Here is a 23,138-nt window from a genome sequence, read left to right on the forward strand (position 1 = left end):
GACATAACTTAAACGTACTCATCAAGCAGGTAAAACCATATGCATTTTCCCCGGAGTTCTTATGCTAAGCGAAGGATAACACATACTAATTTGGTCGTCAATATATAGATTTATGATTTTTATACAATGTTGTTAGTATACTATTCATCCACACCAGCACAAATCAGATATTTCCGGATAAAATCAACAAATTTCAAGATAAATCGCATAGACACCCCATCTGCTTAACCCAGATTCATACAATAAAGTTGAGTTAGTACGCACTACTTGGTATACTATTTAACAAACAACGCACTATAAGTAAGTATATGTCTATATAAGAGGTGACCCTGCATGAGCAAGAACGATACAACATTGCCCAAGTACCAGCTGGTGAAAGATTATGTACTGTCGCAAATCGAGAATAACGAGCTTGGCAAGGATGACCGGATTCCGAGCGAATCGGAGTTCTCCAAGCTGCTGGATGTCAGCTCCATTACGGTAAGGAAAGCACTGGCGGAGCTCGTCAATGAAGGCGTCATCTACCGGATCAGGGGAAAAGGCAGCTTTGTCGCCAATCCGGCGGAAACAGTCAACCAAACGTCCAATTACGTGACCTTTATCATTTCCGGCAACGATATGTACGACAGTTCGTATATGAAGATTATCAAAGGCGTGCAATCCTTTCTGAACCAGCAGGGATGCAAACTTATCATTGAATTTGTGGAAAATGATGTCGAACAGGAGCGGGAGCTGATCCTGAAGCTGATTCAGTCCGAAAACCGCGGGCTGCTGATTTATTCCGCCAATCCCGACGCAGCAAGGGAGTACCTCAACGAAATCCGGAAGAAGTCGATCCCGTTCGTCATGCTCGACCGCTTTCCTGCCGGTTATCCGGTCAACTGCATTACATGCAATAACCATGACGGCGCTTATGAGGCTGTTGCGTATTTAATCGCCCAGGGCCACCGGAAGATCGGCTTCGCCGCATATGATTTTCATCTGAGCACCGAGGTCGAACGGTACAACGGATACCGCCATGCCATGGCAGACGCTTCGCTCGGGCCGGATGACGATGTCTTGTTTCTTCAGCGGGAATTAGATTATGCGAGGCTGCTGCGGCAAATTGAAAGAGGCGGGCTCACCGCCCTGTTTTGCGTCAACGACAGACGCGCGCTTGAAGTGATCGGGCAGCTTACGCAGCAAGGGGTCAGCATTCCGGAGCAAATATCGATCATGGGATTCGATGACGTAGAAAGCTCGAAATATGCCAAAGTATCTTTGAGCACCGTCAATCAGCCCTTCGAGATGCTGGGCTATGAAGGGGCAAAACTGCTGTTTGAGAGCAGCAAAGACTTGTCCGGCGGATCCAAAAAAATATTGCTGTCCACAGAGCTCGTCATCCGCGAGTCGATCCAGTCCAACGTAGAGCCATGACGCTCTGCTTTTCTATTATGAATTTTTCACATAATGAATTGAGCCAACCATAAATTAAAAAGGGAACGGCCGCCTAAGGCCGTTCCCTTTTCCCGTTCAGAAGATGTCTTCCTACTCTATAAGATAAGTTCGTATAATACTGTCTTTCTCGCAGGAATTAACTTTGTTCGCTTTAACCCAGCTTTGCCTGATCCGCCAGCGTGACGGACGGCTGCCGCGTACCGTGCAGCTCGAACAGTATGATTTCGTTCCGGCCTTCGCGCAGCAGCGGTGCCGGGATATACAGTGTGGACTGCGGCCCAACCTCCCAGTACCGGCCGAGGTTAAACCCGTTAATATAAGCGACGCCTTTTGTCCAGCCTGTGACGTCCAAGAAGGTATCGGCGGTTCCGCTTACCTCAAAGGTGCCTCTGTAAAATGTAGGGGTATTCTGGCTTGCAGCATCCAAGCCGGCGGCCTCTTCTTCCTTCAGATGCGGAACAAAGGCCAACTGGTCCAGGTTGTTCAGCGGAAGCGTGTGGATCGTCCATCCGAACAAAAACTGGTTGCCTAACCGGACCCCTTCGGTAATCCCTTTCGGGTCGTGCATGTACGGCCCGTAATTGACCCTTCCGAGGTTCTCCACCAAAATTTGCAGCTTCGCGCCGCCGGCCGGAATCGTCAGCTTCAGGCTGCGCTGCTCATCCCAGCGCTGCACGACGCCCCGGTACTCCCCGTCGACAAAAATGAGTGCACGGTCCCGCACCTCCTGCAGGATCAGGTCGGCTTCGCCGCGCGGCCCGGAGACGAAGGTCGTGTACAGGATAAAGCCGTAGTCCTGATCCAGCTGCTCCATCGTTTCCGGCACAGCCCGCTCCACCGCGTTCGACAGGTCGGAGAGCGAGTCGAATAAGCCGACCCGGTCGGTCAGGCGGACCTCGCCGTAGCTCTTCCGCTCGATCGGATCGGGAAGCTGCAGTTCCGGCAGGTCCACGTACTTCGATAGAACGTCCCGGACCGCATAAAATTTCTCTGTCGGCTCTCCCCATTCATTCAGCGGAGAATCATAATCATAGCTGGTGACGGTCGGCGCGTACCCTTCTTCCCCGCAGTTCGCGCCGTTGTAAAAGCCGAAGTTCGTCCCGCCGTGGAACATATAGAAGTTGACCGAAGCGCCGGCCGCCAGCATGTCCTCGAACACGCGCGCAGCATCCGCCGCATCGCGGGTATGATGCGGCTTGCCCCAATGGTCAAACCATCCGTTCCAGAACTCCATGCACATATACGGCTTGTCCGGCTGATAGGCTTCCAGTTCCTGAAAGGCTTCAACCGCACGGGACCCGAAGTTGACCGTCTCCAGCACGCCCTCCACCATGCCGCCCTGCAGCATAAAATCTCCCGGCCCGTCCGAGGTGAACAGCAGCACGTCCACACCGCGGGATGTAAGCCCTTTCTTCAAATGGTTCAGATACGCCTTGTCATTGCCGTAGCTGCCGTATTCGTTCTCGATCTGCATCGCAATAATCGGCCCGCCGTTCGTGCTGAGCAGCGGAACCAGCTTCGGAATCAGCACGTCATAATAAGCATCGACGTGGCTCAAATACCGGTGGTCATTGCAGCGCAACCGGATGCCCGGTTCCTTGAGCAGCCAGGCGGGCAGACCGCCGAATTCCCATTCGGCGCAAATATACGGGCTGGGCCTTACGATGACATGCAGGCCAAGTTCACCGGCCGTTTCGACGAAGCGGACGAGATCCGCCCCGTGATCGAACACGAACTCCCCTTTTCTGGGCTCATGGATATTCCAGGCCACGTAGGTCTCCACCGTGTTAAAGCCGCAAGCCTTCAGCTTCGTTAACCGGTCGCGCCAATACTCGGGAACGACCCGAAAATAATGGATCGCCCCGGAAACCAGGCGGATGGGCTCGCCGTCCCACACAAACTGCTTGCCTTGAACACTTAGTACACTCATCGTTTCGCCTCTCTCATGAATGGGATTTGGAGGTTACTTGCTTTCCATTTTTTTATGATAAGCCTCTGTCATCTCATCCGCAACCTGTTTCAGCGTCGGATCGCTTCGGAGCTGCTCGATGAGCTTGTCGTAGTTTTCGATCGTATCCTTGCCGATGATCACTTTGGTGCGCATATCGCTCACTTTTTTCGAAATTTCCGGATAGTATTTATTGTAGGCTTCGGAGTACAGCTCGTTGCCAGGATTCGGCGTTTTGATTTGTTTGCGCTCATTGACGATTTCCACATTACGGTTGTATACGTCGTCCGGCATGCCGACCGCTCCGATCGACATATCGTCGCTGATCAGGTGGATCAGGTTGTTCATGTTGCCGTCGCCCACCTGGTCCTTGGCTGCCTGTGGCGTCGGGATTTTGCGGCCGTTCTCGACCGTGTAGTCGACGCCCTCAATGCCGTAAGTTGCCAGCTCATTGCCTTCCTTGCCGTAAGCGTAATCGAAAAATTCAAGGATTTTCTTCACCTTGGCTTCCGACACTTTTTTCGGGATCAGGTACACGCCGTAATACGGCGATCCGGATGGCGTATATTTCTCCCCTTCCGCGTTTTGCAGGTAGGTAATCGGCATGTAATCGGCCGTCGGCACCACTTCCCTGATTTTGGAGCCCGTCACCCAGGCGTGGTTCATCGACTGCGACGTGCCGCCCGATTTGCCGCCGCGGATCAGGTCGACCGTCTGGGAGTACTTCAGGATCGCGAAATCTTTCGGGAACAGTCCGGCGTCATACGCTTTTTTGATCCAGAGGAGCGCATCCCGCGACGCGTCTTCCGTAATCGTCGGCACCAGCTTGTCATCCTTCAGCTTCCAGGCACCCTGCACGCCATTGAACACTCCATACACAAAGCCCATCGTATCGCTGTTGGCGGCATACGGAATTTCGTCCGCCTGGCCGTTTCCGTTCGGATCCTTCTCCTTGAACGCCTTCAGCACGTCGAAAAATTGGTCCATGGTGGTCGGGGTCTGCAGTCCCAGCTTGTCCATCCAGTCCTTGCGCAGAATCGGGAACGCCCCTCCTCCATAGCTCGGATAATAGCGGGGAATGCTGTAATTTTTGCCGTCGACCTTCGAATCCGTCCACATTTCGGCGAGCGCGGGCTGGCTCAGGTTCGGGTAATCCTTGATGAACGGGGTCAGATCCCAGAACACGCCTTGGCCTATCATTTTTTGCAGCTGCGGATTCAGCAGCGATTCCACGAACGTCACCTCCGGCAGATCGCCGGATGCCAGCATGACGTTGATCTTCTCCTCGGACGTTGTCGGCGACAGCCAGGTAATATCCAGCTGCGTGTTCGTGCGCTTCTCAAATTCCTTCCAGATCGGATTCGTATTGTCGATAAACTCTGTCGCGTAATTCAGCGTTTGCATCTGTATCTTGGTCGGGGCCGAAGAATCCGACGAACCGCTTTTACCCCCGCCGCCGCAGGCGGACAGCAGCAGGCTGGTGCCCACCGCCACAACGAGCGTTTTGATGAACCATTGCCTTGCTCTCTGTTCTGCTTGTCTTTTCATAGAGAATAACCTCCTTTGGATTTACCCTGTACTATATCTTCATTCCTTGACCGAGCCCACCATCGCCCCTTTGGCGAAGTGCTTCTGGAGGAACGGATATACGAGCATAATCGGAACCGTCGCAATGACCACCGCGGCCATTTTGAGCGTCTCCGTCGGCATCTGCCGGTTCATGGTAACGCTGATATTGGCGTTCTCGCCGCCGCCCATCGTCGTCGGATCGACGAGCATATTTTGCAGGAGCACCTGCAGCGGCCATTTGTTCTGCTCATTAATAAACATGATCGCGTTGAAATAGGTGTTCCAGTACCCCACCGCAAAAAACAGCCCGAAAGCGACCACCGCCGGCAGCGACAACGGAATGATAATCCGCCAGAACACGCTGATTTCGGTGCAGCCGTCAATCCGCGCGGCCTCTTCCAGGCTGTCCGGGATGCTGTCGAAAAAGCCTTTCATCAGCAGCACGTACCAGCCGCTCGTCAGCGACGGCAAAATCAGCGACCAGACGCTGTCGATCAGGCCGAGGTTTCGGACCACCATGTACAGCGGCACAAGTCCCGGCGTAAACAAAAACGTAATCAGGATCATGACCATCATCGTCTTGCGGAACCGGAGCCGGCGGACCGAGATGGCATAGGCCAGTCCCCCGGTCACCAGCAAGCTCAGCAGCGTGCCCACGGTCGCCAGAAACAGGCTGATCAGCACCGAATTGACGAACAAGCCGTTGCCGAGCAGATAGCGGTACGCGTCCAGCGACCAGTGATGCGGCCACAAAATCAAATCCCTCGTATAATACTCCGTCGGGTCCGTAAACGAAAGCACAATCGTATAATAAATCGGAAACACCATGGCCAGGCTGAACAAAATCAGCAGCCCGCCGTTGGACAGGCTGAACAGGCGGTCTTTCCAGGTCAGGGACAGTTCCATCCGCTGCAACTCTCCTTTCGAAGTTTTACCTTAGTACAAGCTGTCTTGACCCAGGCGTTTAGCCGCCTTGTTCGCAAGGACGACCAGGACGACGCCGACGACCGATTTGAACAGGCCGATGGCCGTGCTGTAGCTGAACTCGCCTTGGCGGATGCCGACCCGGTATACATAGGTATCGAACACTTCGGCCACCTCCGTTACCGCCGCGTTCATCATCAGGTACACCTGCTCGAAGCCGGTATCCATAATCGTGCCGAGGCGCAAAATGAACAGGATCATAATGACATTGCGCATCGCGGGCAGCGTAATATGCCACATCCGGCGGAACCGCCCGGCACCGTCCATGACAGCTGCTTCATACTGCTGGGGATCGACGCCCGCGATCGCCGCGAGGAAGATGATCGTACCCCACCCTACTTCCTTCCAAATGGACTGAACCGTCAGCATGCCCCAGAAATAATGCGGATTCGATAAAATATCGACGGTGCTCCTCCCGCTTGCCTCCAGCAGCTTGTTGATCAGCCCTTCTGACTGGGAGAACATCAAGTACGTCAGCCCGTAAATCAGCACCCAGGACAGAAAATGCGGAATATAGATCAGCGACTGAACCGACCGCTTCATGATCTGATTTCTCACTTCGTTCATCATCAGGGCCAGAATAATCGGAGCCGGGAAGAAGAACACCAGATTCATCAGACTGATGCCCAGCGTATTGCGGAGCAGCATCCAGAAATCGGGGTTGGAGAAAAAGCGGACAAAGTGCTCAAATCCGACCCACTTGCTGCCCATGATCCCAAGGTAAGGGGAATAATCCTGGAAGCCAATGACCAGATTCGTAATGGGGATGTACTTAAAAATAATGAAAAACAGCAGTCCCGGCATGGCCAGTAAATACAAATACTTGTCGCGCCGAAGATCCGGCCACAGCCTCCGCTTCTTCAGCGTGATCTCCCTTAGCGGAGCAGATTTCCCCGGGGCGGATCGCCGCTCGGACTGCCCGCCCATCGATGTTTCGCTCATCGCGCTCCCTCTCTTTCGTCAAAAATGTCGGTCCCCTGCTAGCTGGTCCGCGGCAATCGGGATGGCTGGCTGCTGCCCGGGTTGATATCCATCCGGTGGTTATGAGCCTGCCGCCCTGCGGCCGCTTATGTGAATCATGTTAGGGGGCCGCCGGATTTCCGGCAATTCGATTTTCTTTCCCGTCAGAACGGGCGCCACACCCATGGTCATGCACAATTCTTTAAGCGAAGCGGCTGAGGCCGCTTTTGATCAATCATTTCCGCGTGTCCGTTTCTGGGGATTGCACTTTTTTGACTGGCGGAAATTCATGGGTTACAGGTCTATTCAACCCCGCTGCCGTTCGTTATGATAGACATACTATCGTCATGATCAAGATTCAGGGCGGAAGCAAACGAGCGGGAGTGGATACCATGTTGAGAGACTACTTGGCGAAAAGGTTCGCATCGAAAGGGACCGTATACTGGAGAAGCATCGCGCTTGCGATCCTGCTGACCTGTATTCCGATCACGATCGTCAGCTGCATTGGCGGGTATGTCGGCAACCGGTACCTGATCCAGCAGTATCAGCAAAATAACGAGATCATGCTGCGGGAATCGGTGCGCAGAATCGACGGCCAGTTCGCCCAGCTGGTACAGTACGCCCTGCACATGATGGCCAACCCCATCTTTAAGCCTGCGATCGCGGACATGAACTATGTCGATGAGTTCGAAAAGACCCAGGAACTGCTGGACACGATGTCGCTGATCGAAAACGGGGAATCGCTGATCGATCAGGCTTATTTGTACATACCGAAGCAGAATGTGCTGCTGCAGCCGGTCCTCGGCCTGCGCACGCTGGACGATCCGGCGGATCGTGCCGTTTGGAACAGTCTCATGAACGGGGATAAGGGTATTTTCTGGACGAATCATCTCACTCGGCCGTTTGGGCGCAGCGGCTCCAAGCATGCGATCGTCATGAAGCTGCCTTTTAACGGCCAAACCTCTTACGGGGCGCTCGTCCTCTACGTCAACCCGTCCATGCTCCAATTGAACGTGACCCCCGACCAGGCCGCCTATGTTCTTGATGGCAGCGACGTGGTCATTGGTCAGTCGGATGCCGCCAAGTCGTATCCCGAGCTGCTGCCGCGGATCATGGAACAGCTCGGCTCGACCAAGCGCACGTATGACAGCCAGTCGCGCTTTCAAATCCGTGCGGATCATGAGCAGTTCCTCATGAATGCGGTTTCTTTTGAAAAAATGAACCGGATCTGGACCTTTGTGACGGGTACCCCGTCATCCAAAGTCACCGCGCCCAACAGTGCGTATACGCATGTGGTGGTCGTCTACTGGATCCTGTCTCTCATCGCCGCGCTCGGGCTGAGCTGGTTTGCGTCCAACCGCTTCTACCAGCCGTTCCGCAAAGTGATGGATCTGGTCAGGGACGGCAAAACGGATGAAGACGCCGACCCGTCCGACGAAATGGCCTACATTGAGGCAAAATGGCAGCAGTACCGGTTCGCCAACGAGTCGCTGCAGAGCCGGCTGGATCAATCCACTCCCAAAGTCAGGGAAGCGCTGATCAACCAGTTTGTGCTGGGACAAGCCGCCCATTTATCGGAGACGGAAATGATCGAAAAGCTTCGCGCTCTGCAGCTCGACGTGACAGGCTGCCTGTTTTCGGTCGTGGTCTGCCAGCTGCACGGACTTGACGGTCACAAGGCCCCCCTGACAGAAAAGGACAGCCAGCTCATCACCTACGCGGCCATCAACATCGTCGGCGAAATGTCGGAGGCTTCGGCCGCCTATGTGCATACGCTCGATTTGCTCGACGGTTCGATTGCCGCGGTGCTGATATTTCCTGAAACCTCCGCCATGGATGCGCGGGATGAACTGCTTCGGCTTGGCGGGGATATGCTCCGTGCGCTGGAGCATGTGCTGCGCATGCCGTCAACGATCGTCGTGAATGGCCCAGCATCGCTGTGGATGGACATTCCTTACCTGCTGGAACAGTCGCGCAAAGCGCTCAGCTACCGCACGTTTACGTCGGAGAGCCAGCTGCTGGATGCAACCGCCGTGCTGGAGCAGGCGAATCCCGAAGTCGATTTTCCGTACGATCTGGAGCAGGAATTTACGCATACACTGAACCTCGGGCTGGAACGCGAGGCAGCGGACATCCTGGAGCGGTTCGTGACCGCGCTGAAAAATGAAGGCGCGCCCGAATGGGTCGTCCACCAGGGACTGATGCGCCTGAAGAGCAGCCTGTACCGGTCCATGCTGCAGTCGGGACATAACCCGTACGCCCTCTTTGACGGCGTCCAGCTGGAAGAAGAACTGAGGACGCTGAGGGACGCTGAGGCGTGTATCCAGTGGTTCGGCAAACGGGTAATTCGGCCGTACATCGACATGCTGTCCAAGAGCTATCAGCATGCCATGAAGGATATCGTCGATCAGGTGCTGTCAACCATTCACGACAATTACATGTGTGATATCTCCCTCGAGACGTTCGCCATGGAAGCCGGAGTCAGCGTGTCGCATCTCAGCAAGGCGTTCCGCCAAATGACAGGCTCGAATTACATTGATTATTTAACGGCGCTCAAAATCGGCCGCTGCAAAAAGCTTCTGCTGACGACCGACCTCAAAATGAATGAAATCGCCAAATCGGTAGGCTATCAGCCGCCGTATTTCAACCGGATGTTTAAAAAGCTTGAGGGGATGACGCCAGGGCAGTACCGTCTTCAATTTAGCGAAACGAAGCTCGGAAAGGCCGAATAAAGGGTGGTTCTCCCGGTCTTCGCGCATGCAAAAAGGCTCCTTACCGGAACTTGAAGTGTTCCAGAGGGAGCCTTCTCTATCGGGCAAATGATTCCTGTTCGTAGTGCTTTTTCATGAGTCCATTCAACTTGACCGCCTTACGTCAAACTGATCTACTTACGTCAGACCCACCCAATCCCGCGGGGCCACTTCCTTCCAGCGCGCCCGGATCTCTTGGTACTTATCATGACTCAGGCTCGTGCTTGCAAGCATCTCAGCGTTCTGCGACCAGCGCCCCGGCTTGTTCGTTCCCACGATCGCGGTATCCACTCCGGGTGTATCCAGCGTAAAATGAAGGGCATCCGCCACCGCCTGCTCGTTGTCCCGCAGAAAGTCATACTGCAGCTCCTTCAGCCGCTGCCAGTATTTATACGGGTAGGCGTTCTCGGGGAGCTTGTCGTAAGTCCAGGCTACGTTGGCGATCGGCCGCTTGGCGATGATCCCCATTCCCCGCTTGCGCGCTTCGGGCAGCGTCAGGTCGATCACTTCCTGGTCGGCGATATTGAGCGACACCATCAAGCTGTCAAACACGCCGGTTTGCACCGCATACAATGCGTCAATCGAATCGCCGCTGTATCCGATAAACCGCGTCTTTCCCTGCTGCTTGGCCTTTTGCAGCACCTCAATCACCGCGCCCTGTCTCAGCACGTCCTCCGAGCAGCTGTGCAGATGGATGCAGTCGACATAATCGGTCTGCAGCCGCTTCAGGCTGCGGTCGATGCTTTTCTCCAGCAGCTCAGGGTCCCAATCTTTATAATCCAAGCCGGAGGCATGTCCACACTTGGTGAATAAATAATATTCGCTGCGGCGGTTCGCCATCGTTTTGCCGATCAGCTCCTCGCTGTCGCCGTAGCACTCCGCCGTATCGATCATGTTCAGGCCCGCATCAAGCGCGCTGCCCAGCAGCTGCTCGACTTTGGAAAGGTCCGTTTCCTTGCCGATCTCCGCGCCGCCAAAGCCCAAAATACTCACTTCCATGCCTGTCTTGCCGAATGCCCGTCTTTCCATAATGAAATCCTCCCTGGTTTCATAATTGGATACGTTCATAGATACGAAGTGACTTTTACGCAGTATATGAGATGTTTACCCAAAACGGAGGGCCGCCAAACCGCTGGCATGGACGGTTCTTCCTCCCCGGCCCGCTCCGATTCAAGAAATGCTCGCTTCCCAGTCAACGAGAGCCTATGTATTCAGTTCCATCTATAAACTGCTAAAATATTGGCTGATATTGCCATACTGCGGGTGAACCTTTTCCGAATACCGCTCGTTCGTGTAGCTGCCGATCACTTTCCGCCAGAAGGCCTGAGCCGGCAGATTGTTTTTGATCTGGGTCACCTTCCATCTGCCCTTGAACCGATCGAACAGCGACTGCGCAGCCCAGGTTCCCATGCCGGTGCGGCGGTATTTTTGCATAATAAAAAACTCTGTCATGTAAAAGTCGCCTTCGATCGGGTCGTACAACCGGTCCACCAGCGCAAAACCGGCCGGCACCTTATCGTACGAAATCAAAAAAGCATGCTTGCCGGTTCCCCTGCGCCAGTACTCGTCGATTCCCGGGTACTCGGGAAATTTGCCGTTATCGTCCACTACGATATCCTGGTAGCGGGAAAAATCGTACATATACAGCTGCATCAAATTGTAGATCACTTGCCTGCGCTTGTGCGGAACCAGGTCCAGCCTGAACTCCATTAACTTCACCTTCCTATTTTCCTGTTCACGATCCTAAACTTCATTTCCACTATATAACTTTGTCAACGGACGGGCAAGGTTATACACGGACGGATTTCCTGACATATACGTAATTGAAGCGGACATCTGTTCGCCCATTGTGTTAATATAAAAAGATACGAAGAAAAGGAAAGATGAGGGATGACGATGAATGTTCAAAAGGAACAAGACCGGAAAAAGCTCGACGACAAAGTGCTGACCATGCCTTGGTACGTCCAGCAATTTATCGATTACAAGCTGCCTGATCTGTCGCCGTCCACTTTGCTTGAATATATCCGGGATTACGAAACGTTCTTCAACTGGCTCCGGGCCGAAGGATTGTCCGCTGCGCCGGACAACGGCAAGGTAACGCTGGAAGAGCTGGAGGTGCTGCGGATGGAAGACGTCGTCAGCTACCGCTTGTATTTAACGACCCGCCGGGAGAGTGCCAACTCCAAAATTACCGTCTCCCGCAAGCTTTCTTCCATGCGCTCCCTGTTTCATTACTTAAGCCAAATTGCCGAGGATGACAACTTTTATCCGCTCCTGAAGCGCAACATTATGGCGAAGGTGGAGATCAAACGGATCCACAAACCGAAAGACACGGCCGCCAAACTAAAAGGAAAGATCCTCGAGGAAGACGAGCTGCTGGAGTTTATCGGTTATATTATGGACGGCTATGCCAAGGATGTCGCCAATAACAAGCAGGCGCTCTACGCCCATGAGCTGAATAAGGAACGCGATGCCTGCATTGCCAGCCTGATTTTGAATTCGGGGCTTCGGGTGTCCGAGGTCGTTAACCTGAATGTCGATGATCTGGACATGAACAACAAGATGCTGTATGTGTACCGGAAAGGCAATAACGACGAGACGTTCAAGACCCCGGTCTATTTCCGCGAGCAGGCAAGGGATGATTTGGCCCAGTACCTTACCCTGCGTCAGTCCAGATACAAGGTGCCCAAGCGGGAAAAAGCGCTGTTTGCAGCGCTTCCGAACGGGCATCAGGAAGGCGGACGCATGACCAAGCGGGCGATCCAGGCGATGATCATCAAGTATGCCAAGCGCTTTGGCAAGCCTTATCTCACCGTACATAAGCTCCGGCATTCCTTTGCCACCGACTATTATTTGCAAAACGATATTTACAAAACGAAGGAACAGCTCGGCCACGCCTCAACCGAAACGACGGAGGTGTACGCCCATCTCACGGACAAAACGATGTCCGAGGCGATTGAGCGTAGGCTTGAACCGTAACGGCTTTAGGCGAGGTCACAATAAAAAACAGCACTGCCGCATCCGGTATATTCAGGATGGGCGTGCTGTTTTTTATTGCAAAACGGTTAGTTTCCGTTCATTCCGTCGTACCTTGCTTACTATGGTGAAGCAGCCATTCCGTGATCCGGCCGGTGTCATTGACGCCAAATACCGGAACGGAACCCGGATGCACATCCATGTTCCCCCTCACCTTGTCATCGGTAAGCCAGGAGACGATCGCATTCACGGATGTTAATTCGGAAACGAGCGAATGATCTTCCTGGCTGCGGACCATCACGAGTTTGGGGTACTCTGCCTGCTTAAAGCCCTCCACTAAAATCATGTCGTATGCGGAAAACCGCCCGATGAGCTCGTCCAGCCCGGTTTCCGCTTCCTCGATCACGGCCGTACGCTGCGAGGACACTAGGGCGACTGCACCCGCTCCCGATTTCCGGTGCCGGTACGAGTCCGTTCCCGGATGATCGATGTCGAAATCGTGAGCGTCATGCTTAATCACCGCTGTCCGTATGCCTTTGGCCGCAAGCCTCTCGACGAGACTGCAGACGAGCGTCGTCTTGCCGCTGTTCTTATACCCGACGATTTGCCAGACGGGCGGTTTCACATCTTGCCGGCTCATCTCGATCCCTCTTTAAGCAGCAAAATTTGCACCTTGGATCCGGCAGGTGTGACTGCCTTGGCGGGCGGAATGACGATCAGGCAGTCGCTGTCCTTGATCGTCACCATGACGCTCGATTCGTCCACCGCTGCCGGAACGGCATACACCAATCCATCGCGGACTTCCATTCTTCCGCGAACGTAGCGGGTAAAGGCGTTCACCTTCGTATAGTCGACGTCCAGGACGGCTGTCCACTCCTTAAGGTAGGCATCCTTTCTTCCCATCATGCCCTGGATTGTCGGCCGGACGAACAGCTCAAAGCCGACGAAGCAGGCGCCGGGATTGCCGGACAGCGCAAAGAGCAGTTTGCCGTCTTTTACGGCCGCCGTCGTGACGCTGCCGGGACGCATGGCGATTTTGTTATACAGCATCTCCACCCCGCCGCCGCGGACGAGATCGCCCATAATGTCATAGTCGCCGACCGACACACCGCCGCTGGTCACGACGGCATCATATTCCCGGAGAGCCTCCTCGACCCGTGCTTGTGCCAGCTGCAAATCGTCCATAATGGCTTCCAGAATAAAGGGCTCGCCCCCCGCTTCCCGCACCTGGGCCGCGAGCATGTACGTGTTGCTGTTGCGGATTTTCCCCGGCTGCAGCGGCTCTTCGACAGACAGCAGCTCCGACCCCGTCGAGAAAATCGCGATCCGCGGCTTGCGATACACCGGGACACGGTGAATGCCGAACGTCGCCAGCACCGAGATTTCCCCGGCCGAAATCCGGGTCCCCGGGCTCAGCAGCAGCTGTCCTTCCTGAACCTCCAGGCCGATCGGGGTTATGTTTTGCCCCTCCTGGATTTTTCGCTTCAGTCCAACCCGGGCACGTCCGTCCTTTTCCTGCTGCTCCGTCATTTCCAGCATGACGACGGCGTCCGCGCCGTCCGGCACTTCGGCGCCCGTCATGATCCGCGCAGCCGTCCCCGGACGGATCACTTGGCTGGACACGCTGCCGCAAGGAATCTCGTCGATGACTTCTAGCCAGACCGGATCGTCCGAGCTGCAAGAAGCCGTGTCAGCAGACCGAATCGCGTACCCGTCCATTCCGGAGCGGCGGAACCGCGGAAACGGATGCGGGGCGGTAACGGGCTCGGCCAGAAAGCGCCCGACGCTCTCCGCCAGCGGTACCGTTTCTACAGCGCCTGCCTCTACATACCCGGCGATCAGCCTTTGGGCATCCTTGACCTGCATAGGTTTCCGGTGAAATTTATCGTAATCGGTTCGTGTCTGATCCATTATGTATCATCCTTCCGTTGCTGAATGTCTCCACTGTCTATCATGACACAAAAAAACGCACGAATCCATGCTTCGTGCGTTTTCGTCCGCCGTGAACACGGCATCAGGTTATTCGCTTGCGGCCAGCCGTCACCTGCGCCTTGTGATCTTGCCTGACCCGACGCGGGTTTTCGGCTTCGTATACGAACGCTTCGGTGCATCAAACAGGCCGGAGCCGCTGCTGCCGCCCCTTGAAATGCTGCCCCTGCTCGGAGTCTTGGTATCTTTCTTCCGGTCAAAAATGCTGCCTCCGGAACCGACGCTCGGATTCGTGTCGCTGTTTTTGCCGCGGCGGAGAATCGAGCCCTTCTTCTCAACCGTCAGCGGCGGCGCCACCTTTTTATCGTTGGTCGTCGGTGTATGGTACGTTCCCTGCTTCGGCTGATAAATGTCTCTGCTGGTATACCCCCGGTAAGAGCCTCCGCCGCCGAACGAATCAAAGAGTTGTCCGATGAGCGCGGCCGTCAGATAGCCCTGAAGAAAGCTTGAATCGTAATTCCGCTGCACATACTGCTGCGAGTCGATTTCGATCAGCGTATCGCTTGGCTTGGCGGTATCTTTCTGCAGATGGTACCATTCGTTACCGTACACCAGGAACATCCGGTCGGCATCTTCCGGCGACATCTGGTCGGGCTTCTTCTCGTCCGTCAGCTCCTTCGCAACCTCGGGAACCGTCTTGTCCGCGGCCCGGTACACATACGACGTAGCGTTACCGTCACGGTTCACCGACTCCAGCGGATAGGTCTCCTTGACGTTTGGCGAGCCGATGCCGCATCCGGTCAGCAGAGACAGCACAAGGCTGGCGACAAGCAGAAGCTTCAGGCCGAGAAACCTGCTTCTCTTCTTACCCATCATGTGCCCCACCTCTAATTGGCCCGGATGACTTTCACATCACCTGGGATTACTTTCTCTCCTTCATACAGCATAAAGCGTCCGTTCTGCCACTCGATCCGCAGCAGATGATAATCGTCGGATTGGTACTGCCATACGTGCTGCTCTCCCCCTTGCGTAAACGGGGTTTTGCCTTGAATCAACACATGACCGATGTATTCTTCTTCCATATAGTAAACCCGGTCATCCAGGTCGATCTCGGTCGGTACTTCTGCAGGATTGTCAAGCCGGCCGTCGATCGGAGCGTACAATTCATACTCCACGGTCTCGCGCTCTTCAATATGAAGGTAAGCGATCGTGTTCCCGTCCCGGAGCGTGAGCAGAACGGCGTTTCTTCCGCGGTTGTGCACGCGTCCGATGACTTCGTACGTGACCAGCGATACCTCGCAAATATCTCCCGGCATCAGCGCCAGCATGCTTTTCTCCGGTTTCGGCGGTTCCGGCTTGGCAAACAGGTTGCCTATTCTTTTAAATACACTCATATGCTATAACTCCTTAGGTAATCAAACTTTAATATATATTGGGGTCGTGCTACAGGCAGGCGGTAATGATGAGGGCGCCCACCAAATGGATCGTACCGGCAAACAGGCCGTAACCCACTTTGCCCTGCTGTGTACCTGTATCCAGGTCAAGCTTTGCCCACCATCTCATCAAGACGCGCACGATCGCTTCCAGCACGAGTAAGATCAAGAAGGAGACGATCGATACGACAAGCGCTTCCAGCAGGTTATTCGAGGTCCGAATCGAAACGGACAGAATGTAACCCTGGGACAGCAGCTTGATGACCAGGCGCGAGGTGACCGCCATGTTGCCCGCCTTCACTTCTTCAAAATCTTTGTACTTGGTAAACAGCGAATCCACAAACATCAAAATAAAGAGCAGGATCGCCCCGGAACCTGTCCATACCAGAATCCCTTTAATGATATTAAAATCCATCTACCTTAGCCTCCACATCTTCTCAACGTCTCACTCATACATAATAAAAGCGAAGGAGAAATATGACAAATGTTCCCCTTCGCTATTCATCATACCCGGTTTATGGCAGATTATTTGTTCTCGTACTGCTTCATGAGCGCTGCCAGCTCATCTTCAACTTCTTTGTCCTTACCGAGCTGTTCGAACTCATCGTCGAGCGATTTACCTTTGGCGGACATTTCGTTGCTGGCTTCGGCTTGCGCCTCCATCTGCAGCATCTTCTCTTCCATCCGCTTCATGCCGTTCGTCGCAGAATCGGTGCTGAAGCCGTTCATCGCCTTGTTGATTTCGGTTTGCGCTTTGGCCGCATTATAGCGGGCTACCAGCGTCTCTCTTTTGTTCTTCATTTCGGTGAGCTGCTTGCGCATTTCCTCAAGCTTGGCACGGAGATTGTCGGCCGAAGCCTTGTTCTGGTCGTAGCTTGCTTTGTATTCGTTCATTTTCTGCTCAGCCGATTTTTTCTCTTCCAGCGCACGGCGTGCCAGCTCAACGTTCTGTGCCTGGGCTGCGGTGTGTGCCTGCTGGGTACGCTTCTCAACGAGCGCCTGCTGCTCTTCGTACAGCTGCTTGAATTTTTTCTCGATGGCGATTTGAGCGGCTACAGCCTTCTCCGCGTCTTCCAAATCTTCGGTCATATCGCGGATGTATTGGTCCGTCATCTTGATCGGGTCTTCTGCCTTATCGATAATCGCATTAATATTGGACATTGTTAAATCGCGCAGTCTTTTGAAAATAGCCATGGTTTCTTGTTCCTCCTGAAAGGTTAATGTGTTCTTCTTGATACTCTTTTACGCAGCAGTTTTAGGACCGTTTCAAAAATCACCAAAATTTTTTCGGCGTTTGTTCATCTTCCATAATATAGCAGCAATGAGCCTTCATTCAAGGGTATGTTTACCGTTTAAAAAACGCGGGAGCCGATCCTACGGATCTGACTCCAGCGTTTTGTTGTGAATGCTTGATTAGCTTCATTTCCGCAATGCCTAAGTTAAAAAGCGCGCAAGTACTGTTTCGGGATCTTCTGTTCTCCGTTCAGCTCTTGGGCCGCATGAAGCGCCCAGTAAGGATCCTTCAGCATGCCTCTGCCGACTGCGACCAGATCCGCCTTTCCTTCCAGCACCACCTGCTGCGCTTCCTCGTAATTTTCCAAGCGGCCGACAGCGATTACCGGAACATCCAGCTTTGCCTTCATTTGCTCCGCCAATTCCACCTGGTACCCCGAGCCGGCCTTCGGTCCGCCGTTCGATCCGATATGACCTTCACCGCCGGAGGAAATATGGAATACGTCCACGCCCGCATCCCGGTATCGTTGGCAGATTTCCGCGCAGTAATCGACGTCATAACCGCCGTCCACGTACTCCTTGGCTGACACTCTCATCAGAACAGGCATGTCTTCAGGGACCGCCTTCTTGACGGCTTTAACAACCTCTTCTCCGAACAACGCCAGGTCTTTTCCATACGCATCATCTCTTCGGTTGGTCAGCGGAGAATGGAACTGATGGATTAAATAGCCGTGAGCGCCGTGTATCTCCACGGTATCAAAGCCGGCTTCCACCGCGCGCCGGGCCGCTTCCCCATAGGCGGTAACCAGACTCTGGGCCTCTTCGGTGGACAAAGCTCTCGGAATTTTATATTTCTCGTCAAAACGGATGGCCGATGGGGCTACGGGCGGGTTCGCGTCCTCCGCCTTGCGGCCGGCATGGCCCAGCTGGATGCCGATCCTTGCGCCATGGGCGTGCACTTCGTCGACGATTTTGCGGTAAGCAGGGATCTGCCCGTCATCCCATATTCCCGTATCCCGGTTCGTAATCCGTCCGTCCGGGTGAACCCCCGTCATCTCTACGATAATCAATCCGGCTCCGCCGACTGCGCGGGATACATAATGGACATAATGCCAATTGTTAGGGATCCCGTCCTCAGCCTGTACCGAATATTGGCACATCGGAGGCATAACAATCCGGTTTTTCAGAGATAATCCTTTAAGTACATAAGGTGTAAATAGATCTGCCATTGCTTCGTGTCTCCTTTATGTTGTATGTGATTAAGCCTATATGACAACAGGGTTATATGATTGCAGCGCCGCCGCTCATCGTCCATACCTTGCGGTTACGGCCAACGTGCAGCGACCGTAATCCATCAGTTCTATTATACACGCTTTGCCGAACGATATGAAAATGTAGCCCAGCAACTGATTTAAAGCAACATAATTGCATCAACATATGGACATAACAAGGATAAATCATGCTTTCGCTGTTTGTCCGCGGTGGAAAGGAGTCGAGACGGATGAAAAAGAAGCTGTTATGCACATTGCTGTCTTCCCTGCTGATCTTGTTGTTGATCTGTCCTTGGCAGTCCGGGTGGCCGGCAGCCGCCGCTCAAGGCGGTGAACCCCCGGAACATCCGTCAGGTTCCGAACCTGCACGGGAAACCAGCAGCCGGGAGGCGAAAGAAAAGCGGAAGGAACAGCAGATCCTTACGCTAGGCCAGCTGATCAAAAAATATCCCGAAACGTTCAAAATTCACGGTCCGCGCGTCAAAGAGGTGGCCCTAACCTTTGATGACGTGCCGGATCCCAGATTTACTCCTCAGATCCTGGATGTGCTCAAAGCCCATCATATTAAAGCTACCTTTTTTGTGATGGGCAGCCGGGCGAAGAAGCATCCCGAGCTGGTCGAGCGCATCGTCCGTGAAGGACATGTGATCGGAAACCACTCCTATAATCATCCCGTGTTTCACAAATTGGAGATGGACGAATATGTAGCCGAGATTAAGCGGACGGAGAACACGCTTTACGGCATCGTCGGCTATAAGCCCAAGCTGATCAGGCCGCCTTATGGAGACATCACGGAACGCCAACTGCGCTGGGCCAAGCAGCAGGGCTACAAAATCGTAAACTGGAACGTCGATTCGCTGGATTGGAAAGGAATCAGCAAGGAAGCGGTCAAGCGCAACGTGCTGTCCACCGTTGGGCAAGGCTCGATCATTCTTCAGCATGCGGGAGGCGGAACCACGTCCAATCTCAGCGGTACGATCGATGCCCTTCCGGACATTATTCAGACTTTGAAAAATAAAGGCTATTCATTCGTCACGCTGCCGAGGTTACTTCACGTTCCAAAAGACAAGTAACGCGCTGAGCGTACAAAAAAAACCGGCTTGAGTACAAAAGCCGGTTTTTCCGTGTTATTATGAATAGCATTGACTATTTAATGAAGTACAGCTCAACGTCCTGGAACCCGAAGGCACTAACGCTTTCCGGGCTGCCCGGCACGAAAATGTCGATGCGTTTCCCCTTAATCGCACTGCCGGTATCCTTAGCTGTCGCTACGAAGGCTTTCTTCGGAAGGCCTTGGAAGCTGTGACCGGTAACCAGCACTTTCGTTCCCAACGGGATAACGGAAGGGTCAACCGCGATCGTTCCCAGCTTCAGCGGGTTGCCGAAGTAGTCCACTGCTCCCCACTTGCCGTTTTCGCTAGCGGCAGATGAATAAGCCGTAGCTCGGACGTCGAGTGTTTTGGAGTAATTGAAGGTTTTACCCCATGCTTCCACAACTTTGTCATCGCCGTTGACGTTCAGGGAAGCTGCTGTGATGATGGAGCCGCTGTCCTCTGCGGCAAATGCCTTGGCTGTGCTTGCTCCGGGAACGTTTAATTTCAGGCCCGGATAAATATTGGTTGCTTGTACATTCGGATTTGCATTCATCAGTTGATTCAAATTAACGCCATATTGTTTAGATAGTGTATAGAAGGTGTCTCCATCCTTCGCTACATGGACCGAGTCCGCAAACGTGGGTACCGTCTGTACCGCCAGAGAAATGCCGATGATGGCTGCAAGTGTCTTGATTCCTTTAAATCTTTTCATGGTTCCTCCTTAAGTCGTGATGCCTGCGAAGTTAGCTGTCGGATTCGGATTGAGGAGACAACCCTACGCCCTGTTGGTGCGATTCACCCCAAGCGTACTATGTACACAAATTACATCCCCCGCACTTTACCTTAAAAGTTTCGGCTCAACAAATATATCACAATTTTGTAACCTGTGCGCATGAAAATGTTACCAATCCAAAACCATTGAATGATCAGGCTTTATTTAGAGTTGTTAGCTGACTTAAGCAAGGGAGCAACGGCTCAATTCCTTTCAAAAAAGTTACAACTTCTTCATTCATTTTAACTTTTATTCATAAAAAGGTACAAAAAAAGCCCTGGATGAGTAATATTCTCGTCCAGGGCTTTATCATTTGTAGATGCAGGCTCTTGGTCAAAGGACCTTGCTCAGAAAATCTTTCGTGCGGCTGTTTTGCGGGTTACCGAACACTTCTGCAGGCGTCCCTTGCTCGACGATTTGTCCGCCGTCCATAAAGACGATCCGGTCGCCGACTTCCCGGGCAAACCCCATTTCATGGGTTACGATGACCATCGTCATGCCGCCCTCCGCGAGCTTCTTCATGACCTCCAGCACTTCGCCGACCATTTCCGGGTCCAGCGCCGAAGTCGGCTCGTCAAAGAGCATGACGTGGGGCTGCATGGCCAGCGCCCGCGCGATGGCGATCCGCTGCTTCTGTCCGCCTGACAGCTGGGACGGATACGCATCCTTCTTGTCGGATAATCCGACCGTGCGCAGCAGGTCAAGGGCAATCCGTTCCGCCTCGGCCGGCGGCTGCTTTTTCACCTTAACCGGCGCCAGCATGAGGTTCTGCAGCACCGATTTATGCGGGAACAGGTTAAAATGCTGGAACACCATGCCCATTTTTTCGCGTGTGGCATTGATGTTATGGCGTTTGTCCGTAATCGGCTCGCCTTCAAACGTGATCTGTCCCCCTGTCGGGGTTTCGAGCAGATTCAAACAGCGGAGAAAGGTACTTTTTCCCGAGCCGCTGGGGCCGATCACGACGACGACCTCGCCTTTGGCGATGTCGATGTCGATCCCTTTCAGAATCTCCAGCTTGCCGAACGATTTGCGCAAATCTTTAACGCTGATCATCGGTATTCAGCCTCCTTTCAAATGCCCCCAGCAGCTTGGACAAGGTAAACGTCATAATGAAGTAGATGGCTGCAATGACCAGCAGCGGACTGAGGTAATCATACGTAATTCCTTGGATAGCCCCCGACTGGTACATCAAGTCGGTGACGCCGATAAACGATACGATGGATGATTCCTTGATAATCGTAATAAACTCATTGCCGATGGCCGGCAGCACGCTTTTTACAGCTTGGGGCAGCACGATGTACCGCATCGTCATGCTGCGCGTCATTCCGAGGGAACGGGCCGCTTCCGACTGGCCCCGGTCTACCCCCTGGATTCCGGCACGGAACACTTCCGCAAGGTACGCGGAGCTGTTAATGGACAGCGTAATTGCACCGGACTCGATTGGCGTAAATTTGACCCCGAAGGCCACGAGGCCGTAGTGAATAATAAACAGCTGAACAACCATCGGGGTACCGCGGAGAACTTCCACCCATACCGAACCGATCAGCTTCGGCAGCCACAAGCGGGACATCCGCAGCAAGGATATAATAATGCCCAGCACGAAGCCGCAGATGACGCCGATGGCCGCCAGGAGCAGTGTATACTGGATACCTGTCGCAAAATACGTCCGGTATTCCCAAAAAACGGAGAATATATTCATAAAGACCCAAGAACCTCCTTTGTCATCATACCTGCCTGTCCCATCCTTTCCCTGTATACAACAGATCGGGACATTTTTGAAACAAGGTACCCATCATTGAACAGAAAAAATAGCGAATTCGCTTCGCTATTTTATCCGACGTATAAAATGAGAACAGACAGCTTAACCTCTATTTCTGTGCAGCCAAATCGCTCGCTTCGGCAACGTACTGCTCAATCTTGTTTTCGGATTTCAGACGGTCCAGCGTTTTGTTGATTTGGTTCACGAGCTCGGTGTTGCCTTTTTTGATCCCGATCGCGTAGCCGTCTTCCTTATAATCAGGAACCGCATCCGCAATTACCAGACCTTTGACGTTCTTGATGTATGCCTCGGCAACCGGCTTCTCCATGATGGAGGCATCCACGCGGCTCGAGTTCAGCTGCAGCACGATGTCGGAAATTTTGCCCAGACCGGTGATCTTCGCGCCCGGAATCGTCTTGGCGATGTCCTCCTGGATGGAACCCTTCTGAATGCCGAGCGAAGCTCCTTCCAGAGCTTTCATCGTGCTGTATTTGTTTTTGTCAGCTTCTCTGACGACAACGGCCTGCTCCGCCTTATAGTAGTTGTTCGAGAAATCGATTTGTTTCTTGCGTTCTTCGTTTGGTGTAAGGCCCGAAATGACAAAATCTACGCGGCCGGTGGACAGCTCGCCGAGAAGCGCATCAAAGCTCATGTCCTTGACTTCAAGCTGCGCCCCCATGTCTTTGGCGATTTCCTTGGCGATTTCGATATCGAAGCCGACGATTTGGTCCTTGCCGTTCACCATTTTATGAAATTCGTACGGCGGGAAGTCCGCGCTTGTTCCAAGCACGATCGTCTTGCCGCTGGCCGGCTTTTCGCCCGCTGCCGTGCCGCCCTCAGTCGAAGGTTTGCTTCCGCATCCGGCAAGCAGGGAGCCTGCCAGCAGAATGCATGCCGTTAGAATACCCCATTTTTTCATATCTATCTCTCCTGTCCATTTCAATGATACTTATTGTTGTTCAAAGGCATGATCCGTATCCGGCTCAGCCCGAAAAACCACGGTTCTAATCATACAATAAA

The 23,138-nt window shown here is 53.5% G+C and carries 21 protein-coding genes and 1 riboswitch; of the genes, 4 read left to right on the forward strand and 17 right to left on the reverse strand.

The window, feature by feature from the left end:
• The first annotated feature begins 333 nt into the window (after positions 1–333).
• On the forward strand, positions 334–1,416 hold the full coding sequence (locus KI379_RS16360; protein ID WP_212984216.1) for a GntR family transcriptional regulator: 1,083 nt from the start codon (positions 334–336) through the stop codon (positions 1,414–1,416).
• A gap of 172 nt (positions 1,417–1,588) precedes the next feature.
• On the opposite strand, the gene KI379_RS16365 is transcribed toward KI379_RS16360, so the two are convergent.
• The 4 genes from KI379_RS16365 to KI379_RS16380 are packed head-to-tail and all read right to left on the reverse strand — an operon-like array spanning position 1,589 to position 6,880.
• A complete protein-coding gene (locus KI379_RS16365) occupies positions 1,589–3,367 on the reverse strand; it encodes a glycoside hydrolase family 35 protein (protein WP_212984217.1) in 1,779 nt (592 codons plus the stop codon).
• A gap of 33 nt (positions 3,368–3,400) precedes the next feature.
• Positions 3,401–4,933, reverse strand: a complete 1,533-nt coding sequence (locus KI379_RS16370; protein WP_212984218.1) for an extracellular solute-binding protein — start codon at positions 4,931–4,933, stop codon at positions 3,401–3,403.
• Between the two features lie 39 nt (positions 4,934–4,972).
• Complete coding sequence (locus KI379_RS16375; RefSeq protein WP_152398101.1) at positions 4,973–5,860, reverse strand: carbohydrate ABC transporter permease; 888 nt, start codon at positions 5,858–5,860, stop codon at positions 4,973–4,975.
• 30 nt (positions 5,861–5,890) lie between these two features.
• On the reverse strand, positions 5,891–6,880 hold the full coding sequence (locus tag KI379_RS16380; protein ID WP_234489929.1) for an ABC transporter permease: 990 nt from the start codon (positions 6,878–6,880) through the stop codon (positions 5,891–5,893).
• Between the two features lie 410 nt (positions 6,881–7,290).
• Here KI379_RS16380 and KI379_RS16385 point away from each other — a divergent pair, with 410 nt between their 5' ends.
• On the forward strand, positions 7,291–9,630 hold the full coding sequence (locus KI379_RS16385) for a helix-turn-helix transcriptional regulator (protein WP_212984219.1): 2,340 nt from the start codon (positions 7,291–7,293) through the stop codon (positions 9,628–9,630).
• Between the two features lie 156 nt (positions 9,631–9,786).
• Here the strand turns inward: KI379_RS16385 and KI379_RS16390 are convergent, their stop codons facing one another.
• A complete protein-coding gene (locus tag KI379_RS16390) occupies positions 9,787–10,677 on the reverse strand; it encodes an aldo/keto reductase (protein ID WP_089547858.1) in 891 nt (296 codons plus the stop codon).
• A gap of 192 nt (positions 10,678–10,869) precedes the next feature.
• A complete protein-coding gene (locus KI379_RS16395; RefSeq protein WP_076171413.1) occupies positions 10,870–11,358 on the reverse strand; it encodes a GNAT family N-acetyltransferase in 489 nt (162 codons plus the stop codon).
• A gap of 186 nt (positions 11,359–11,544) precedes the next feature.
• On the opposite strand from KI379_RS16395, the gene xerS reads away from it, so the two are divergent.
• Entirely contained in the window at positions 11,545–12,627 is a 1,083-nt protein-coding gene (xerS, locus tag KI379_RS16400) for a tyrosine recombinase XerS (protein ID WP_076171780.1), read from the forward strand.
• 97 nt (positions 12,628–12,724) lie between these two features.
• On the opposite strand, the gene mobB is transcribed toward xerS, so the two are convergent.
• From mobB to KI379_RS16435, 7 genes are all read right to left on the reverse strand, one after another.
• Complete coding sequence (gene mobB, locus KI379_RS16405) at positions 12,725–13,264, reverse strand: molybdopterin-guanine dinucleotide biosynthesis protein B (protein WP_212984220.1); 540 nt, start codon at positions 13,262–13,264, stop codon at positions 12,725–12,727.
• Positions 13,261–14,535, reverse strand: a complete 1,275-nt coding sequence (locus tag KI379_RS16410) for a molybdopterin molybdotransferase MoeA (RefSeq protein WP_212984221.1) — start codon at positions 14,533–14,535, stop codon at positions 13,261–13,263. The genes mobB and KI379_RS16410 overlap by 4 nt, the downstream gene beginning before the upstream one ends.
• Positions 14,536–14,664: 129 nt before the next feature.
• Positions 14,665–15,426: a DUF4247 domain-containing protein gene (locus KI379_RS16415; RefSeq protein WP_145132344.1), complete on the reverse strand. Its 762-nt coding sequence runs from the start codon at positions 15,424–15,426 to the stop codon at positions 14,665–14,667.
• A gap of 14 nt (positions 15,427–15,440) precedes the next feature.
• Positions 15,441–15,947, reverse strand: a complete 507-nt coding sequence (locus tag KI379_RS16420) for a DUF4178 domain-containing protein (protein WP_076171405.1) — start codon at positions 15,945–15,947, stop codon at positions 15,441–15,443.
• Between the two features lie 49 nt (positions 15,948–15,996).
• On the reverse strand, positions 15,997–16,401 hold the full coding sequence (locus KI379_RS16425) for a DUF350 domain-containing protein (protein WP_076171403.1): 405 nt from the start codon (positions 16,399–16,401) through the stop codon (positions 15,997–15,999).
• A 110-nt stretch (positions 16,402–16,511) separates the two neighbouring features.
• Complete coding sequence (locus KI379_RS16430; protein ID WP_089547862.1) at positions 16,512–17,180, reverse strand: PspA/IM30 family protein; 669 nt, start codon at positions 17,178–17,180, stop codon at positions 16,512–16,514.
• Between the two features lie 245 nt (positions 17,181–17,425).
• Positions 17,426–18,448, reverse strand: coding sequence for an NADH:flavin oxidoreductase/NADH oxidase (locus KI379_RS16435; RefSeq protein WP_076171398.1), 1,023 nt, complete (start codon positions 18,446–18,448; stop codon positions 17,426–17,428).
• Between the two features lie 272 nt (positions 18,449–18,720).
• On the opposite strand from KI379_RS16435, the gene KI379_RS16440 reads away from it, so the two are divergent.
• Positions 18,721–19,563 (forward strand): polysaccharide deacetylase family protein, encoded by an 843-nt coding sequence (locus KI379_RS16440; RefSeq protein ID WP_089547864.1) that lies wholly within the window; start codon positions 18,721–18,723, stop codon positions 19,561–19,563.
• A 73-nt stretch (positions 19,564–19,636) separates the two neighbouring features.
• On the opposite strand, the gene KI379_RS16445 is transcribed toward KI379_RS16440, so the two are convergent.
• The 4 genes from KI379_RS16445 to KI379_RS16460 all read right to left on the reverse strand — a co-directional run bounded on the left by KI379_RS16445 (position 19,637) and on the right by KI379_RS16460 (position 23,037).
• Positions 19,637–20,296 carry a 3D domain-containing protein gene (locus KI379_RS16445; RefSeq protein ID WP_212984222.1) on the reverse strand — a complete coding sequence of 220 codons (660 nt, stop codon included), beginning with the start codon at positions 20,294–20,296 and terminating at the stop codon, positions 19,637–19,639.
• 3 nt (positions 20,297–20,299) lie between these two features.
• A riboswitch (cyclic di-AMP (ydaO/yuaA leader) is annotated at positions 20,300–20,452 on the reverse strand.
• A gap of 237 nt (positions 20,453–20,689) precedes the next feature.
• The gene (locus tag KI379_RS16450; protein WP_076171392.1) at positions 20,690–21,412 is read right to left on the reverse strand and encodes an amino acid ABC transporter ATP-binding protein; all 723 of its coding nucleotides are present in this window, start codon (positions 21,410–21,412) and stop codon (positions 20,690–20,692) included.
• Entirely contained in the window at positions 21,399–22,058 is a 660-nt protein-coding gene (locus tag KI379_RS16455; protein ID WP_212984223.1) for an amino acid ABC transporter permease, read from the reverse strand. The genes KI379_RS16450 and KI379_RS16455 overlap by 14 nt, the downstream gene beginning before the upstream one ends.
• A gap of 169 nt (positions 22,059–22,227) precedes the next feature.
• Positions 22,228–23,037 (reverse strand): transporter substrate-binding domain-containing protein, encoded by an 810-nt coding sequence (locus KI379_RS16460; protein ID WP_212984224.1) that lies wholly within the window; start codon positions 23,035–23,037, stop codon positions 22,228–22,230.
• Positions 23,038–23,138 lie beyond the last annotated feature (101 nt).

The sequence above is a fragment of the Paenibacillus cineris genome (genome assembly GCF_018333335.1).
Classification (GTDB): domain Bacteria; phylum Bacillota; class Bacilli; order Paenibacillales; family Paenibacillaceae; genus Paenibacillus_AQ; species Paenibacillus_AQ favisporus.